The organism is Eubacterium sp. AM46-8 (assembly GCF_003466705.1).
Lineage (GTDB): Bacteria > Bacillota > Clostridia > Lachnospirales > Lachnospiraceae > Lachnospira.
The window spans coordinates 14040-32035 of record NZ_QSEU01000021.1 but is presented as its reverse complement, the minus strand read 5'-3'; the positions used below and the strand labels follow the sequence as shown (position 1 = coordinate 32035).

Sequence of the window (17996 nt, the reverse complement as noted above, 5' to 3'; positions counted from 1 at the left end):
AAATTTAATATTATTACTTTCAAAAATATAAATTTTACATCCCACTATGTATCTATTAATTCGCGCATCTGCTTCTTTCAAGCGAAATGTCATTTTCATTTACATCCCACTATGTATCTATTAATTCCCAACAGCCATCTGAACATTATCTCCCCTGTTAAGAATTTACATCCCACTATGTATCTATTAATTCGATAGCCGGCATAATGTATAAGCTCTTTGTATTTGTTATTTACATCCCACTATGTATCTATTAATTCCCGTAATTATTAAAGCCTCTCTGTTTCTCAACTCTGAAGCATTATTCTGTCTACCCTTTAAATCCGCCAACAGATTACTAATACTTTATGCCCTGAATATGCCAGAAGCATAGCAATATCACAATTGTCGACTCTGTGCATATTTTACACTATTTCTGGTCGACAATCAAATTATGAAACTCGTCAAATCATCTTCCTTACCCCAAAATTCTTTATCCAGCCATTTTTCACTCCTGCTTTTGAATAAAATGACTGAATCCAGATTAGTATTAACATGTGGTTTCAACTCACCCCGTAATTTTTCTAATTGAACTGTTGATATTTCTCCTTCAAAGACAGAATTCTGAATATGCGTCAGATATTTTTTGCAGATTTTGAAAATATGTGACCATCTTTTTTGCCCATTTTCATCTTTACTAACATCATATACAAGTACGATATACATATACTACCACCATATTCTAAACCCTTCATATTCTTTCTCACCTATTAAATGCTTTATAAGCTTATATGCTTCTAACCTCATCAGATACTGGTAAGACACCTGTCTTCCCAATTCTTTATGCATTATCGTTTTCTTCATACGATTCTCAAATTCTGAAACAATAAGTTTAGAAGCTTCTTTCTTAAGATGAAGATAGTTAAGTTCTTTTGTAAAGCTGTCTTCTGTTATCTGTCTTCTGTTTAACAACGAAAATATCAATCTGTCTCCAATCAATGGTTTAAATACTTCCGATATATCCAGACATAATGAATATCTTCTTACTCCCGGTTCATGCAGATAACTTATCGTTGGATTCAGTTGTGTATGATATATCTCGCTTAATAAACGCGTATACACTAAGGAATTAACAAATGAAATCAATGAATTAATCATATTGTCTGGCGGATGCATAACACGCTTATCAAACTGTATATCCTGATTAACAATCACATTCCACGCTGCATAATATCTCTTTCTTATATTTCCTTCAATTCCCATCAATTCTTCTATTGTCCTTGCTTTACAAAGAGTTCCTCGAAGTGAATCTATATCCCTCATATATTCCGAGACATCTTTTTCTCGACCATTATAATATCTGAGATTTCTATATATATTATCTGCTGCCGCCTGTATAAATTTTATGGCAATATCCAATCTCTTATCATAATACACATAATGTTCAACCTGCTTAACCAACAACTGACCTGCCGGATTTCCATCCTTTGGATAAAAACTTCCTGAATAATAATTGTAATAATTAAAGAAATGTATAGGTATTCCATACTGCGATATATAATTAAGAAATGTAGTATTAAACGACATTTCAGACATTACATATATATCTGAAATTCTTTCAATTGGAATATCTCTTTTTTCTCCGTCATAAGCAGTGAACTGTAATGTATTATCCTTGCGTTTTAAATCCCCATTATTATACACATAAAAACTCTGTTTCAATTATCATCACCTTCTTCTGTCTATATAAAACATAAATCATAATATGCACATTTTTCGCATATCTTTTTCTCTTCCAGCTTCGGCGGATACTCCTGATTCTTCACACTAATGATTTCTTTTATAATATCGTCTAGTTTTTTACAGTCCTCATCCGACAATTCTACATCAACATTTTTCTTCAGCAGCGGATAGTCTATCACGCCATGAAGTCCATCCACATTTCTTTTTTTCAGGTAATATAGATAATACTTAACCTGCCATATTCCAGCCTCTTCTATACTCTTGCTCTTCTTTATCTCATGAAGTTCATTTTTTTCATGAATAAAATCAATATTAATAATGCCATCTATTTCAATATGCTTATCATCCCGCTTGTAACTATTCTCATCCAGCAATTTTCCAAGCTGCACATTTTCATTCTCATCTTCCATATTAATCTGATGACAAAAATACCATAACTTTCTTGAGCACACGAAATAATAATAAATCATCACTCCTGTTATTCTTTCTTCCATAAAATGCTCCTATCGTATGAATATTCAGACAAATATATCTCTTTCATATTCGCCTAAAACTAACCCTGCTCCTGTTAAATCCACAACATTGAAATCGTACATAATACATGATCTATGAATATCACTACCATATATTACATCACGATCTATCCCATCCGGATATTTCTTATAAGCATATAACTGTATAGAAATCACATATGAATCCAGCTTTGTTCTTGCGTCATTCTTCTCTCTTCTATCAGCATCAGAGCTATGCATTATATCAATACACTCGCTTATAACTTCACGACTATCTTCATATACGTCATCAGGAATAATTTTAATACTGTTAATATCCCTGAATTTTTCATCAGCTTCACTTTTACTGTATTCTGCTGGTGTCAATTCTTTAAACATTGCAAGAAACTTCTCTATATCCCTGTAATAATCTGTATCATTTATCTCATCTGTACAGTATACTTTATTGATATATTCAGATTTGTCTGATTCTGTCATAACTCTGCCAATATATTTTTCTAAACACTCAACAGAACGAGTGTATATCTCACGATTATATATAGCCCGGCTGACTCCTACTCCATTTGCATTAATGTATATATGTATATTGGCCTTATCCGGAATATACCGACCTTTCCTGTTGCATCTTCCCATTCTCTGCAACAAACTATCAGCCGTACTCATCTCTGTATACAACACATCAAAATCAATATCCAGACTTGCCTCAACTAACTGTGTTGTTACCCATATTCCCGTTTCATTTTCACTATCTGAGAACTTTATAATCTCATTTTCCAGCATTCTCTTATGTTCTTTGGTAAATCGTGCATGCAGAAGATGAACATTATCTGTTTTTTCGGTCAGGCTTTTATATATCAGCTGTGCCTTTTTTACCGTATTGCATATTACAAGAACCTTTTTATCATAGCTATCTTCTACAACCCTATCTATTTCTATATCGCCATCTTTTATATCTATCCAATGTCTTTTAAGATCCGATAATGCAGAAAAATCCCTGTATTCATACTGACTATCAGCCATCAATCCATATTTATGCATAAGACTTCCCAATACCGGTGGAAATGTTGCTGTTATTATGGCAAATTTCCCACCCATATCAGTCACTATCTTTAATCCATATATTATTGCTGCTATTACTGATGGACTATATGCCTGTATCTCATCAATAATTATCTTAGAATATTTCAATGTAGCTGCAAATATTTCTGTTCCCAACGCCTTATACACAAACTTAAACAACTGATCTACTGTACATATAGTAAGCGGCTGAGATAATAATTTTGCTTTCTGATATTTTTCATATCCATCAGAATCTGTTTCGTTTACCTGGTCTTCAAAATAATAGTGCATACTGTCTGAATGAAGTATTGCCACGTCCTTATATTCATACCTGTCTCTTATTCTTTCATATATTGCATTCGATGATACTACATATGGCAATGTATAAAATCCCTTTTCACCATTAAGCCATAATAATGATGCCTCTGTTTTTCCCATTCCAGTTGGTGCAACCACAACAAGATTCTTATCACATTTATCTCTCATATACTCCTGAACTAGTCTTAATCCATGCTGTTGAAAAATGTTTTCTATAGATGTTTTAAGATATTTTGTTGTGAAATCAGAACAATCCTCTGCTTCTGTATAACCAGCACTCACTGTATAATCAAATTTATTCAGCAGACCTTTGATTAGCACGAATTCCTGCCATTCATGCAAATATTCATTCTTATCATAACAGCTCATGATGTATTTGTTTCCCGATATGCTGCCTGTATTTCTGAACAGAAGATATTTATTTATACCCGAAACCTTAGCTTTGATACTTTCATCATTTAAAAAATCCCTTATATATGGGTTATAGTATTTCTTACAGAAATTTAATATTATATCATCACCGTTTTTATCTTCTCTGACATGATGATGATATACTGCTGTATAGAAAGCTTTATAATCATCATTATCTGCTTCTGGTATATGATTCTTAAATTCTTCAGGCGATGTAGTCATTGCACTTAAAAATCCGTGTGGTATCTCCTGAGTCTTTATTACATCCAGCTCTTTATTTATCTTAGATTGAAAAACAATGTTTGCCTTTCCCAGGTCATGCACTCTGCATGCTTCTATTATTATTGCTTTTTCTTTTTCTGTAAAATAATGTCCGAATTTTTCAAAAAAATCCTGTGCACAATTAACTGTATCATCCAGATGCTGTTTTAATGTCACCTGTTCTTCTTTAGAACCCCCATTCGGAACTGACTTTGCAAAATATTCCATCTACCCCTCCATACATTTAAATCCACAATGTAACTATTAATAAAATCTCATCACGCAAATATTACAACATCTTCATCATCCGTATCATCTACATACGCTCTTTCCAAGCATTTATGAGGCGGGCAGTAATATACCTTAACTCTTCCACCTTCTTTTTCAGACTTCCATCGCCTTAACCCCTGTTTAGTTATCTCATATTCTTTATTTAATGTATAAACAGTTGCTTTAACAGGTTCTTCCCCCATGTAAGACACAGGAATATACATACCGTGATTAGTCAGTACTTCTTCATCTTCTTTTAATGAAACAATTCTGACATCTCTTATATCTATAATATCCTCATATCTTCCAAGAGACAGATATGTTGGCGGATTCTTAAGTGCCTGATATATTATTTCAAAATCAGCCTCATCCTCTGGCACAATATGTATTATTAGCTTGCATTCACATAACAGTTCAACATTGGCTATTCCCTTAAATATTCCATAATTACCGCCATCTTTTACGCATATCTGATGCCTGCCTTCTTCATATCTGGCACCTGCTGAAAATGAATAGCGTGTATACAGATCTGATATAGTCCCTTTGTTATCGCCCTGAATACTCAGCTTCATTTTGTGATACTCTTTAAATCCACATGCGGCATGTATCATTCCACTTACTGTTGAATATGGTGGAAGAGGATAGGTCTCTTTAATTATAAAACTGCTCGGTTTTCTATAATTAACAAGATTCTGAAAACAATCCAGTCTTATTGCTCTATGCATAGTACTCATCCACTTTCTTCTTAAACTCTTCAAATGCTTCTGCTATTGTTACAGCCCCAAGTTTTTCCTTAATCTGACTGTCATTATTAAAGATTCCTGATGTTACTCCTACTATTGTAGAATTTTCAAGATCTTCACTGCTTTCTTTCATTTCTACCAATGTATCAACATTTATCATATTATTATCAATCTTAACTATATTTTCAAAAAACGGATTCTTTCTTTCATAGTTACCACCTATGATAAATAATGGAGATAAATTTTCTCTCCTGCCGCGTATATCTCTATAAAGATACTGAACGGTTTCAAGAAGTGTTTTAACCCTTTTAGCTTTTTCCTCCTTTGATACATTAATCTCTCCATCAATTCCAACCCTGTCAAGATCCACTGAAATTGTATATGCATAATAAGAACGGTGAATTTCACTCTGTGCAATACCATTGTCAAGATTCTGGCGCTTAGCTAATCCCATATTAGTAAGAAACTCCAGCTCCCCCTGATATGGTTCAAGTGATATAGCGTTGCTAAGTCTAGCCACTGCACTTCTTGTTGATGCACCTCCCCTTGCATTATCGTCCTTTGCCATTGTCTTCATATAACCAAATAAATCTATTTCTGGGTAATCCTCAATAGTAGCTGATGGAGCAAACTGTACAACTCCGCTCTTATCCTCGACAGGTGTGTTATCCCACTCAGCCTGCTGTACAATATTATATCTTATTGCCTGCCTTGATATATATGAATACTGGCTTGCATTACCTCTTGTCATTTTCTTAATATTAGAAATATTACCTAATCCTTCTCCATAATTCGCACTCTCTGCAACAAATACTATTGTCATTGTCAATCCGTTCTTACTCATCTAAATAACCTCCTCATTCTTCTTATTCTGTCTGCAACCTTTTAATCCCAAAACAAATGCATATCCATATTCTTCAAATAACTCCTGATTTTTCTGGATATATACAAACTCTCTTGGAATAACTAATTTATCAACCTGTCCCACTTCAGCTGGCACCTTACAGGTACAATATAATCTCATTACAATATCCAGAAATTTTCCTGTATTTCTCGTAGATAATGCATTAAGAAGCTGATATATTGTTCCTTTGATACATTCATCATCCTTTGCCCCTTTTGAAGACAATATGGCAGTTCTTAAAGCAAAACCACTATCCATTACTGTTATACTTCCCATTTCTATAACCTTACCTCCATTTCCTTGCAAATCCTTATTTTTCTTAGCAAGTGCACTATACAACATTACAACATATATCCAATAAGCAGTTACTATCTGTCCCGCATTATCAGAATCAAGATTATTCTTAAGCACTTTCTTTAGAAGCAATTCCTGACTTCTATGTTTCAGAATATTCATAACTACATTTTCGTATATATTAAGATAATCCGCTCCAATTCTTGTGTAAGGATATTTTCCTAAATACTCTAAAGCTTTTCTTACCTTTTCATCATTAAATGTCTGAAGTGCTTCATTACTTATTACAGAAAAGATATATTTATCCTTCTCATCTGTTCCCTTTAAAATAACCTGAATATTGTTAAGCTGTTCAACTTTACAATCCATCAACTGCTTCAACATTCTGGCAAACCATTGTGTATATCGTTCAGCTTCTTTTTTCTCTGCCTCTGTCACAATCTTTCCACTCCTGCTATTAGAAGCCAGTAACTGATTAATTGATGAATTAGTATTCATAAATGCAAAACGCTGTCCTAAAAGTGTGAATCCAAGCGGACTGGCAGCATATACAAATGCGCATGCAGGACACAAAAAGGCATCTACTTTACAATTCCAGAATGCAGACTTTTTTCTTGCAAGATCATCTGCCATATCCTTCATAAAAGCAATAGAAACACGTTCCTTGTTTCCCATTGGTCTTCCACAGTCTATACACATATCCTTATCTTTATCATGATTTGTCCTGATATATTCTTTAAATGGTTTTGTAAAATCCTGTTCAAACAATATACGCATGTCCTTCTTTGCATTAGCTCTTAGCAGAAAACATTTACCATCCCAGAAACGGTTAATATAGTTATATATGACGCTCTTCATTACAAATGTTTCTTTACACTTTGGCTGCATTATAAAGTTCTTGATACCTTCAAGCCTCTGTTTTAGTTCTTGTGATGTTGATTTCGCATTTAATTTATTTTGCTGAAGATTCACATATATCTCAGACCCATCAACTTCGTTTCTTATATTTTCAAATCCAGCCTTATAACTATTGGACAAAAGCTTATCATTTATAAACTTGATATCTTCCTTATCTTCTTTAACCAGCTTGTCCGGCTTCCATTGGTCATTATCAATTTTGCATATAATCTTGTTAATTCTGTCTAATATTCCTTTATATACTGTAAAATCTCCATAATAGTTAACATAGGCATCAAAATACATTCCAGTCCAGTCACACTGCTGCACGAAATCCTCGTCAAGCCATAATCCCTGCTCATACAGTTCAAGCCCATCTACCGGTCTGTTCTGCATTTTTATGCCATAATCCTTTCCGCTCTCTGCATCTGACATATCCAGCATATAGTTAAGACCTACTATCCCCGCATTTTTCAGGAAATCTCCCATAGTTACCAGATATTTACCCACGTTCTGTCCCTCCTTTCCTAAAATTATAGTAATATTTCGAACTTACCGTGACCTTCTGATCTTCTGGCACCCAGCCCTGCCTGATAAAGAATATTAAGCAGCTCGCAATTACCGCTAAGCTTATATATTCCAAGGTTAGCATCAACCTTTCTTCCAAAGCAGTTAACTACTACTTTTCTTGCTTTGACAGGTTCTATTGATAATCCTTCTGTATCAACCCCGATTTCCATTTTCTGAATAAAAATCTCTACATTTTCACATAATGCCTTTGAAAATCCTTCATCTGCATATGTATAATAAATGTCTTTGTTAGTCACATTGTCGTGCTGTCTTACAATCAATGGACTCTGCATCTTTACAATAATTTCATCATCAACAATATCTTTACGATTGTTTGACCTTATTGAAATCAATTTCATAGAATTGCCACTGACAGGATACTGCTTGTATCTCATAAGCTGAAAAGCATTAAACCATTCTATAATCTGTCCCATATCAGCATCTGTAAAAAACACTTTAAATATGTTGTCCCTAAGAAATATAGTGTCACCTTTAAATACCGCACCTGGCAGATATGTACTGAATGTAAATGATTTAATAATTGAATGCTCCTTATTATATAATCGCTCAAACATATCTTCCGAATAATTCCTGCTTGCTGCTTTTAAGAAACTAACCATCAATCTCTCATATTCCAGCGGTAACTGTGGCTTTTCAAGTTGAAATTCTAAAGATAGCTGTATCATTGTATCACCTCCTTTTGCTTAATTATGTAGTTCATATCTGGATATTACTACTTTAGGTTTAAGATGTCAATATAAATTATCAATTTGGATTAAAAAACTTTGTTTGATTTTTAATGTCACTTATTATAATATACATATATAATTTCTACATTTTGGGATGTAAATAATTGATAATTAATATAATCAACTTTTAATAGCTACATTTTGGAATTCTCCCATCCCCCAAACCTTTCCATTGTTATTTCCAATCCCATATATTATAATTTTTCTTAACCAAACAAATGAAGGAGATTTATTTAATGAAGAAAACTAATTTTTGGAACAGCCTGCCGTTCAAGCTGATGGTAGCTGTTCTGGCTGGCGTTGTTATCGGGCTGGTGCTCAGTTCGACGGATGGCAATGCATTTTCAAAGGCCATATTAAATATTGTGGTGACGCTGAAATATATTCTTAACCAGATTATTAATTTCTGCATTCCGCTGATTATTATCGCATTTATCGCGCCTTCGATTACACAGATGGGTAAAAATGCGTCTAAGCTGCTTCTTATTGCAGTAACTATCGCATATTCTTCATCTGTCGGAGCAGCTTTGTTCTCGACTGCTGCCGGATATGCGCTGATACCACATTTGTCAATTTCATCTACAGCGGATGGATTGAAGGAACTGCCTGCGGCAGTGTTTGAATTGTCGATTCCGCAGATTATGCCTGTTATGAGTGCTCTCGTGTTCTCTATCATGATCGGACTCGCAGCGGCATGGACAAAGGCTGAGTTAATCTCTGACCTGCTTGAAGAATTTCAGAAGATTGTGCTTGCAATTGTATCAAGAATCATGATACCAATTCTGCCATTTTTCATCGGACTTACTTTCTGCGGACTCTCATACGAAGGTTCAATAACAAAGCAGGTTCCGGTTTTCTTAAAGATTATAATTATTGTATTAATCGGACATTACATTTGGATGACTCTGCTTTACACAATCGCAGGATTGTATTCTAAGAAGAACCCGATTGAAGTAATCAGACATTACGGTCCTGCATACCTTACATCAATTGGAACAATGTCATCTGCTGCCACACTCGCAGTTGCACTCCAGTGTGCCGGCAAATCAAAGGTTTTGAGAAAGGACATGGTCTCTTTTGGAATTCCTTTGTTTGCAAATATACATTTATGCGGCTCAGTGCTGACAGAGGTATTTTTCTGCATGACTGTATCAAAGATTTTGTATGGCACTATTCCATCAGCTGGAACTATGATTCTGTTCTGCGTGCTTCTCGGAATATTTGCAATCGGCGCGCCTGGTGTACCTGGCGGAACGGTTATGGCTTCGCTCGGACTTATTACCGGTGTGCTCGGATTTAACGACACTGGAACTGCCCTTATGCTTACAATATTTGCACTTCAGGACAGCTTCGGAACAGCCTGCAATGTAACCGGCGACGGTGCGCTCACACTTATCCTGACTGGATATGCAGAGCGCCACGGCATCAAAGAAGGCGCTGACAATTAATATATTTCTTTGACATATGTAAAGTGCTATAATCATCACATGAATACACGCGCCTGCGGCGCAGAAATGAGGTAACATATGCCATTTATTAATTCTAAGATAAGCACTTCTCTTACAGAAGCACAGGAAACTGAAATCAAAACACGTTTAGGTCAGGCTATCCAGACAATTCCCGGCAAGTCAGAAAGCTGGCTCATGGTCGGCTTTGAACCTGACTACAAGCTCTACTTCAGAGGAAGCAATGCCGAGCCTATGGCTATGGTCGAGGTCAGCGTTTACGGCAATGAGAACCCATCTGCCTTTTCTAAACTGACTGGCCAGATATGTGACATTTTTAAAGATGTTCTTGGAATTGCACCAGATCATGTCTATGTAAAATATCAGGCTGTTTCTAACTGGGGATGGAATGGGGATAATTTCTAATATGCATTAATAAGCGGGACACTCATTTATTTATGAATGTCCCGCTTAAATATTTTTCTAAAACTCTTTCTTTTCCATAATACGGACACTAATTGCATAAGAGAGCAGTATGAGAAGTACTATCACTACCACTGCAATTCCTGCAAGTATCCACCATTCATTTGGTTTAAAAATGAAAAGGCACTTAATACATTTGTCTTTACCAGCTTCGCAAATGCAATGACAGACGCTCCCATTACACCACATGCCCCCGAAATGACTACTCTGCTCTTTTCTACTCCGGATACTAGCTGCAGCGGAATCAGCAATGCAATCAACAATGCCGTAACCGGCAGAAACACCAATACCACAGGAATCTGGGAAGCCATGTCTACCGGCATCTGCTGTTTCATTTCTAGTATCATGTAAAGTCCCGCTGCCACAAGCCATGAAACCGTTCCTCCTGTAAGACAGAAAAAATATTTTTCCCTCACATACGTTTCTGCATCAATCGGCAAAGTCATCAAAAATCCATATCCTTTATCAAGCTCGTCATAGGTAACTGTATTTATCAGAAGAATACTGATTGCAAACGGCAACCACCCCAGGATAACCGCTTCATTCTGTAATCCTATCACCACTCCAATGATAAGAAAGAAAATTAATGCCTGTTTATTACACCAAATTAACCGGAAATCTTTTTCTACTAATCCTGCCATTATCTGTACCCTCCCGTCATCATAAGAATTAATTCATCAATTCCGCCCTGCTCCACCGCAATCTGCGGATAATTTTCCTGATAAAATCTTCTGTCATTAGTAAAGCAGGCATAACCATAAGTTTCTTTCTGTACTTTTATGACTGCTGTCTTGTCTAATGTCCTGTATTGTTCCTCATTCACCTTCAAAATACCATACTGCTCTAAAATAACATCTGTGTCCTCATGCAAAATGATTTTTCCGTCATGAATGAGATAAATGTCGTCACAAAGTGACTCCAAATCTGTGGAAATGTGCGATGTAATCAATATTGTGCGCTTCTCGTCCTGCGCTATATATTCCCGTAGTAAATCAAGGATTTCATTCCTTGCCTCCACATCAAGCCCTGCGGTCGGCTCATCTAAAATCAACAAATCAGCTTTATGGCTGATTGCTGTCAGCACCCTCAGTTTTGCTTTCATACCTGTGGAAAATTCTTTTAATTTCTTCTTCCGTGGAAGCTTTAAAGCCTCACATTTTTGGTCAAAAAAATCCTTCTGGAAATCAGGATACATTTTAGCAAGGATATGCCAGACATCTTCCACCGTAAATTGTGAACTAAAGCCTGCCTCCGTCAAAGATACTCCGATTTTCTGCTTTACCGCAGCCGGAAGCTCTCCACATTCGTTACCAAACACAGAAATCTTTCCAGCATCCGGCTTTACCAGTCCAAGTATCAGTTTAATTGCCGTACTTTTTCCTGCGCCGTTTTTTCCTACAAACCCTGTAATTCTCCCCTCTGGTATTTCCAAGGATAGTTCCAGTTCAAAGTCCTTATATTTTTTTCGGACATTCTGCATTGTTATCATAATTCGCCTTTCTATTTCTCATCAAGTATGAGCTTTACAACCTCTAAGATTTCTTCTTTCTTCATCCCAATTGCCACTGCCCGGTCAATGGCTTTGTCAAAGTCCTCTTCCACAGCAATTCTTCTCGCCTCCGACGCAAGCTGTTTATCCGAAGCAGTCACATATGTTCCCTTTCCGTGAACAGTCGTAACAAAGCCTTCCTCTTCTAACTTGTCATAAGCTTTCTTTACAGTCAGCGCGCTGATGCGAAGTTCCCCTGCAAGCGTCCTCACAGACGGAAGTGCCTCTCCCTCTTTTAATACAGACTGGATAATCTCTGACTTTATCTGCTCCATAAGCTGTTCGTAAATCGGAACCATGGAAGAATGATTTAATATAATATGCATATTTTTGTTTTCTCCTTTGTGATAAACAGTATATAACAGTTGATGTGTGTTGTCAACTGTTATTATACTGTTTATTAAAATATACAAAATAAGAGCCACTCTAAGGTGACTCTCATTTATTTTTATATTTAACTTAACTAAAATATTTTACCTATTTTTCTGTTAATCTACAAGAAGTTCCCTACAATAATATTTTAATCCTTTTTGAGCATTCTCTTTCTTATAAATATAAAAATCGTACCAAACTTTCAAAGTTTAGTACGATATCTCCACTATAATAGGATTATTTCCTCTCGACTATCCAACCAGCTTATCTAACATTCCTACAATCTTTTCTCTTTCACCACAGCCATTAGTCTTAAATCTTAATAATGGAATTTCATACAAATCCATTATGCGATCCTTTAATAAATCTCTTGAAGCCTGTACGGTATCCTTTTTATGAAATTCATATCCATCAACTTCAATCGCTAAAACCGGCTTTTTACTGATTCTGTTGTAAATCAGAAAATCCAGATGTGTTGCAGGATTCATTGCATACTGGCACTCTCTGTCATTTAATAGTTGAGGATTTTTAATCAGCATATTCAATGGAAAATGACAAATAACATCTAAACTTGAATACTTATTATCCGCAATTATTTCCTGTATCAATGAATACATAAGATTCTCAGAGTCATATTCTGATATCTTTTTATATTTCTGCAAATATGCTATTCTTTCCTCAGTATACTGCTTGTAAAGATAATCAAAGATTGAATAAATCTTACTCTCAACAACTTCAAAATTATTATACTGAATGTAATCTATTAAATCTGTTATATTGTGTTCTTTTGACTGCTCATTTCCAGTCACAACCAACATCAGTTTCTTTTTTGCCCTTGAAACTGCAACATTAATCAAATACGGATCATCCGCAAAATCTGATATTTCATCATCTACAGTGGATATAATAATATTGTCTTTCTCCTTGCCCTGAAACTTATGTACGGTAGCTGCATCAATATCTGTTATCTCCCTGTTCAATGCTTCAACCTGATTCCTGTACGGAGCAATAATTCCCGTTTCTTCCGGGTTGAAATTATATTTAGGCATAATTTCATTTTTTATAACATCTATCTGACGCTGACTGTAATGATTTCGTTCATGATTCCCGGCAACTGTTTTCACCACTGACAAAACATCATCTTCGCCATTATCCTTTGTCATAATAATCAGTTCACCACGATAAAATTTCTGATTGCAGAAATTAATTATTTTAGGATGACACCTATAATGCTCTCGCAATAATGTCTGTGTTACATCAGGCATAATATCCAGAATTGACTGCAAAAAGCTCTTTGTAAACTGATATCCTTCTTTCAGATTATATGTATCAAATATAGCTTTTGCTCTGACCCTCATATCTTCTGTAACAACATTTGGAAGCTGCTTAGTATCTCCCACAATAACCACATTTCTCGCACAAGAAAGTGCTAAAGCCCCTGTTGCAATATCTACCTGTGATGCCTCGTCCATAATAAGATAATCATATACCACATCTGAATTCAGACTATTTCTCGATGAAAATGTGGTACTTAATATAACCGGATACTCCTTCAATACATCATTGGATTCCTTCCACAGATTATCCTCACTAAATACTCTCCGGCTGTCGTTCCCTTCATATCTTCTTGCCAGCTTGTCTTTTAGTAAAATCATTGAATTGTCACATAAATCGTCAAGCAAATGCTTATCAACTCCGTTTAAATATCCCTCAATATCTGAAATCTGCTTAGATAATTCTTTTTCTTTTGCCTTATAATACATAGCCTGAAATGTTGTAATTATCTTTGAAAATTCCTGCTTATAAAAACTCCAGTGTGTTATGCCATACTTGAAAAATGTCTTTATTTTAAACCAGAATCCTATTGTCTTTTTCTCCTCTGATATTGCCTGACACTCCTGCCATAACATCATCCATTGTTTTGATGATAACATTTTCTTGCACTTTATATTATCTGTATTAACATCGGATTCTTCAACATACTGGTTAAAATATTGCTGTTCTGTAACTAATTGAGATAATTCCTGCCTTAAATAAGCAAGTTTTTCCTGTTTATCAAAAAATTCTTTTAACCTAACGGATTGCTCTGATATTTTCTTACGCATTTCACCAAATTCTTCAGACATTTTCCAAGTTGAAAAATCAGGATAAGATGAATCCTGATGTTCAACAAATGTTTTCTTATTTTTAGAACTTCCCAATGTTGCAGCAACAAATCCCAGATTATACTGTGGCGAAGACAGTTTGTCATATACATTTTCAGTTGCAGAATTATTATTAGATACAATCTGTACCGTTTTGTCCTGCATCAATATATTAGCGATAATATTTAATATCGTCTGTGTTTTACCTGTTCCCGGCGGTCCCTGTATTACACTTATCTGATTCTCCATCGCATTTTTTACAGCATTATACTGACTGTTATTACAGCCAAATGGAAATATCGGAACATATTCTCCCCCTCTTTTACCAGTATTTAATAAAGAAGGATTCAAATATTTCGCTAATGCAACCTCATTACCAACATAAGTAATTTTATCAAATCTTTTAGGTAATAATTTTTCCCCCGTCTCTTCATTTCTAATATTACTCAATTCAGCAATCTGCTTTATATATTGGAATACATCGGCAGACCTTTTATCATTCAGACACGACTCCGCAATATGTAAATCGTGCTCATGGTAATCCCGTTCACTGCCGTCTTTAAAACAAATATGCCAATAAGACTCCTGTCTGCCTCTGAACACAGATATTGCATCTATATCAAAAAACTCCCGTCCCTCTCTGCTAATACGATACGACTTAGGATTTAAAACATCCGGCTTAGTTAATTTCTCAACATTCATATATGCATAGAGATAGCTTTTCCCATTATTAAATTTCACGTTCCATTTATGTACATTGGTATCGTACACACATGACATTACTTCGGTTGTCTTTATCTCACCCTTGATAATAATCATATAATATCTTGTATCCATTTAGGTCTCACTGTTTCTGGTTGTTATTGTATTAATCTACATTAAAAATTGCACAACAAAAGTTACTGTACTAATTATACAGCTTATCAATGCTATTATAATAGAGCTGAATGCATATATCTTATTAGAATCTTTCTCATTCGAAAATTGTTTTGCTGATATTATTATTACACTTGCAAAAAACAAACAATATATAACAATTACACCTATCCATAGAAGAGCTGTTACTTGTAATTTTCCAATACCACTTATGATACCAATCACACCAACCAAACTGATTAGTTGTAAAACTCCACCTATGCCATACATTATCAAACTTATTATAAGAGTTAACATATTATCATAAATATTATCCTTTAACTTAAACTTTTTGCGTATTCTCCATGGAAAAAATAGAACATTTAGAAAGTATTGCACCATTTCATATTTCTTATAATTTTTAGCTTTATGCTCTGGCTCATTCTCGCTTTTGGATTCATTTTCTATCCTTTTTAGCGCCTTATAGTATGCCTCGGCATATATATCAATTAATTCTTCCTTGGTAATGTCATCTTTCTGTATTCCTAATTCCTCTAATGTATAACCATTATTTTTTATTGATTTTCTATTTCTCTTCTTTTTCGCCAATATACATTCCCCTTTGTACTATTTTACTTTACATTCAGCTTTATAAACCTGCTCAATATAATAATCAAGCAATTCATATAGCCAATCACTTCACAAAGCGAAATTGTTCTCGAAACACTTCCATTAATTGCACCATTAACATCTTTATCCACTAAATATGCAATAAAATCTCCCGCTTCATCTGAACGGATATAACTCATTTGATAATCCATATTGTCTATATACATCGGTTATGATTTAATGAAATGTTCTACATAAAACAAAAGTCTTTTCAGACAATCCTCTGCTGTATGCTGAATTAGCTTGTAAACCTAATGTGTTACAGAAATATGTGGATGCTATGAATGAATTTAATTGATTTTCCCAAGTTGAAGAGGCATTCTATTGGGATTAGTCTCACCAGTCTCAAAAATATTTTGAGACTATGTTAAAATTCCAATATTATATTTGAATTACAATTTCTTCTCCACTTTCTCCAATTCATCCAACAATGCTGATTTTCTTGGATATCTCTGCTTCAATTCCTCAATTAAAGACTTAGCAGTATCATTACCCTTCCATTTTATAAGCTGTGCAATATTCTTCGTTATCTTCTTATATTCTCGTCTATCCTTTGCCTGAGCACAGCTTTCACTTATTTTCTTATAACACAACTCATATATCTGCTCCGGATACTCCTTCACCAAATATTTTCCATAATAAAACAAATCATATGGTTTCTCCATTACATCTTCAAGTAATCTCTTCTTTTGATTTTCTGAAATAAGAACACTGCGGTAGCAAACAGTTCGCTTGCTATCCTTTAATTCATCCAATAGACTCTCGTAATTCTCATTCCATGCACCACACTCTTTGTAAATCTGTTTCAAAACACCCCAGAACTTCTCATTTCCCATTAATAACAGCTTTTTTGCCTGTGCGATTTGCTTTTCCCTATTGTTTGCTGTCTTATATATGTCATATAGCATGTTATTCCAATCTTCCGGATCGCTACTATTATAATGCCATGTCTCTTCTGCGTTTGCTTTCTCTAAACAAAGTTTCTCTGCTTCATCATAATTCTTATCTTCCATAGCATCCTTGATAGCAATAATACGGAGTTCATTTATTGCAATATTCTGATATAGTTCCTTCTGTGTATTCTTTTTGCCATATAAATGTCTATGTAAAAGGTATCTTACAATCAAATCTTCTTTTCTCGTGCATTCTAAGAAATAATCCTCCTGCGGAATTTCCAACAAAGTATCCAAAACCTTTTCAAGTTTCTTTGCACTCTTTTCATCACATAGGCAAATCCCACTTTTCAGCAGTTCATAACGCCAGTTAGTCCAACCATCAAATACACTCTTTTTTGCCACTTTTATAATTAATGCAAGTGCTTGATTCCGCATTTGTATGTCTTCTTTTTCGATTTCTTTTGTGCATTTATCTATCAGTTCGTATGTACACATGATAACATCTGTAAGCATTCCCGAACTACTATCCGCATGAGATGCTAACTTAACACCAGATACCAGTATATATGTAACCGCCTCAAGTGCAACCGTATAACCACGCATTTCTAAAGTCTCATCACACATATCTAGGCAGTCATGCATGTCCATGCAAATATTATCGCAACTGCTCCAACCAATGTATCCGCGATGGGTATTACATTTAATTGATGCAGCAATTGTGTTTTTCACTATTGGTATAATATCTTCTGTGGGTATCATAGCAACCTCTTTCTTTATATACAACTCGGAACCACTATATAACAAAATTTCATTTCCTTGATATTCGCTGTAACCTTTGTAACTTGATGACTATTTTTCCTTCGAAGAATATCT

The 17996-nt window shown here is 34.9% G+C and carries 16 protein-coding genes; 2 read left to right on the top strand and 14 right to left on the bottom strand.

Features of this window, described 5'->3' with window-relative positions:
* Positions 1 to 426 precede the first annotated feature (426 nt).
* From cas2 to cas6, 8 genes are read right to left on the bottom strand one after another with little or no spacing between them, the layout of a single operon-like run.
* Positions 427 to 705 carry a CRISPR-associated endonuclease Cas2 gene (gene cas2 / locus DW963_RS12500; protein ID WP_055215843.1) on the bottom strand — a complete coding sequence of 93 codons (279 nt, stop codon included), beginning with the start codon at positions 703 to 705 and terminating at the stop codon, positions 427 to 429.
* Positions 706 to 708: 3 nt separating this feature from the next.
* Positions 709 to 1701 carry a type I-B CRISPR-associated endonuclease Cas1b gene (gene cas1b, locus DW963_RS12495; protein ID WP_117916188.1) on the bottom strand — a complete coding sequence of 331 codons (993 nt, stop codon included), beginning with the start codon at positions 1699 to 1701 and terminating at the stop codon, positions 709 to 711.
* 20 nt (positions 1702 to 1721) lie between these two features.
* Positions 1722 to 2216, bottom strand: coding sequence for a CRISPR-associated protein Cas4 (cas4, locus tag DW963_RS12490; protein ID WP_117916186.1), 495 nt, complete (start codon positions 2214 to 2216; stop codon positions 1722 to 1724).
* Between the two features lie 24 nt (positions 2217 to 2240).
* On the bottom strand, positions 2241 to 4511 hold the full coding sequence (gene cas3, locus DW963_RS12485) for a CRISPR-associated helicase Cas3' (protein WP_117916184.1): 2271 nt from the start codon (positions 4509 to 4511) through the stop codon (positions 2241 to 2243).
* Positions 4512 to 4561: 50 nt separating this feature from the next.
* Positions 4562 to 5287 carry a CRISPR-associated protein Cas5 gene (gene cas5, locus DW963_RS12480; RefSeq protein WP_353652824.1) on the bottom strand — a complete coding sequence of 242 codons (726 nt, stop codon included), beginning with the start codon at positions 5285 to 5287 and terminating at the stop codon, positions 4562 to 4564.
* Positions 5271 to 6140: a type I-B CRISPR-associated protein Cas7/Cst2/DevR gene (cas7i, locus tag DW963_RS12475; protein ID WP_117916182.1), complete on the bottom strand. Its 870-nt coding sequence runs from the start codon at positions 6138 to 6140 to the stop codon at positions 5271 to 5273. Before cas7i ends, cas5 begins: the two co-directional genes overlap by 17 nt.
* Positions 6141 to 7901 carry a Cas8a1 family CRISPR/Cas system-associated protein gene (locus DW963_RS12470; protein ID WP_286169383.1) on the bottom strand — a complete coding sequence of 587 codons (1761 nt, stop codon included), beginning with the start codon at positions 7899 to 7901 and terminating at the stop codon, positions 6141 to 6143. It abuts the gene before it with no gap.
* A 23-nt stretch (positions 7902 to 7924) separates the two neighbouring features.
* Complete coding sequence (gene cas6, locus DW963_RS12465; RefSeq protein ID WP_117916178.1) at positions 7925 to 8647, bottom strand: CRISPR-associated endoribonuclease Cas6; 723 nt, start codon at positions 8645 to 8647, stop codon at positions 7925 to 7927.
* Positions 8648 to 8946: 299 nt separating this feature from the next.
* Between cas6 and DW963_RS12460 the strand changes: the two genes are divergently transcribed.
* Positions 8947 to 10158, top strand: a complete 1212-nt coding sequence (locus tag DW963_RS12460) for a dicarboxylate/amino acid:cation symporter (protein WP_117916176.1) — start codon at positions 8947 to 8949, stop codon at positions 10156 to 10158.
* Between the two features lie 78 nt (positions 10159 to 10236).
* Positions 10237 to 10581 (top strand): phenylpyruvate tautomerase MIF-related protein, encoded by a 345-nt coding sequence (locus tag DW963_RS12455; protein ID WP_117916174.1) that lies wholly within the window; start codon positions 10237 to 10239, stop codon positions 10579 to 10581.
* A 125-nt stretch (positions 10582 to 10706) separates the two neighbouring features.
* Here DW963_RS12455 and DW963_RS12450 read toward each other — a convergent pair whose 3' ends face one another.
* From DW963_RS12450 to DW963_RS12425, 6 genes are all read right to left on the bottom strand, one after another.
* Positions 10707 to 11279: an ABC-2 transporter permease gene (locus DW963_RS12450; RefSeq protein WP_117916172.1), complete on the bottom strand. Its 573-nt coding sequence runs from the start codon at positions 11277 to 11279 to the stop codon at positions 10707 to 10709.
* The gene (locus DW963_RS12445; protein ID WP_117916170.1) at positions 11279 to 12127 is read right to left on the bottom strand and encodes an ABC transporter ATP-binding protein; all 849 of its coding nucleotides are present in this window, start codon (positions 12125 to 12127) and stop codon (positions 11279 to 11281) included. Before DW963_RS12445 ends, DW963_RS12450 begins: the two co-directional genes overlap by 1 nt.
* Positions 12128 to 12138: 11 nt before the next feature.
* The gene (locus tag DW963_RS12440; protein ID WP_117916168.1) at positions 12139 to 12513 is read right to left on the bottom strand and encodes a GntR family transcriptional regulator; all 375 of its coding nucleotides are present in this window, start codon (positions 12511 to 12513) and stop codon (positions 12139 to 12141) included.
* Positions 12514 to 12810: 297 nt separating this feature from the next.
* Entirely contained in the window at positions 12811 to 15540 is a 2730-nt protein-coding gene (locus tag DW963_RS12435) for a DEAD/DEAH box helicase (protein WP_158568730.1), read from the bottom strand.
* A gap of 36 nt (positions 15541 to 15576) precedes the next feature.
* Positions 15577 to 16167: a hypothetical protein gene (locus DW963_RS12430; protein WP_117916166.1), complete on the bottom strand. Its 591-nt coding sequence runs from the start codon at positions 16165 to 16167 to the stop codon at positions 15577 to 15579.
* A gap of 452 nt (positions 16168 to 16619) precedes the next feature.
* A complete protein-coding gene (locus DW963_RS12425; RefSeq protein ID WP_117916164.1) occupies positions 16620 to 17882 on the bottom strand; it encodes a hypothetical protein in 1263 nt (420 codons plus the stop codon).
* Positions 17883 to 17996: the final 114 nt, after the last annotated feature.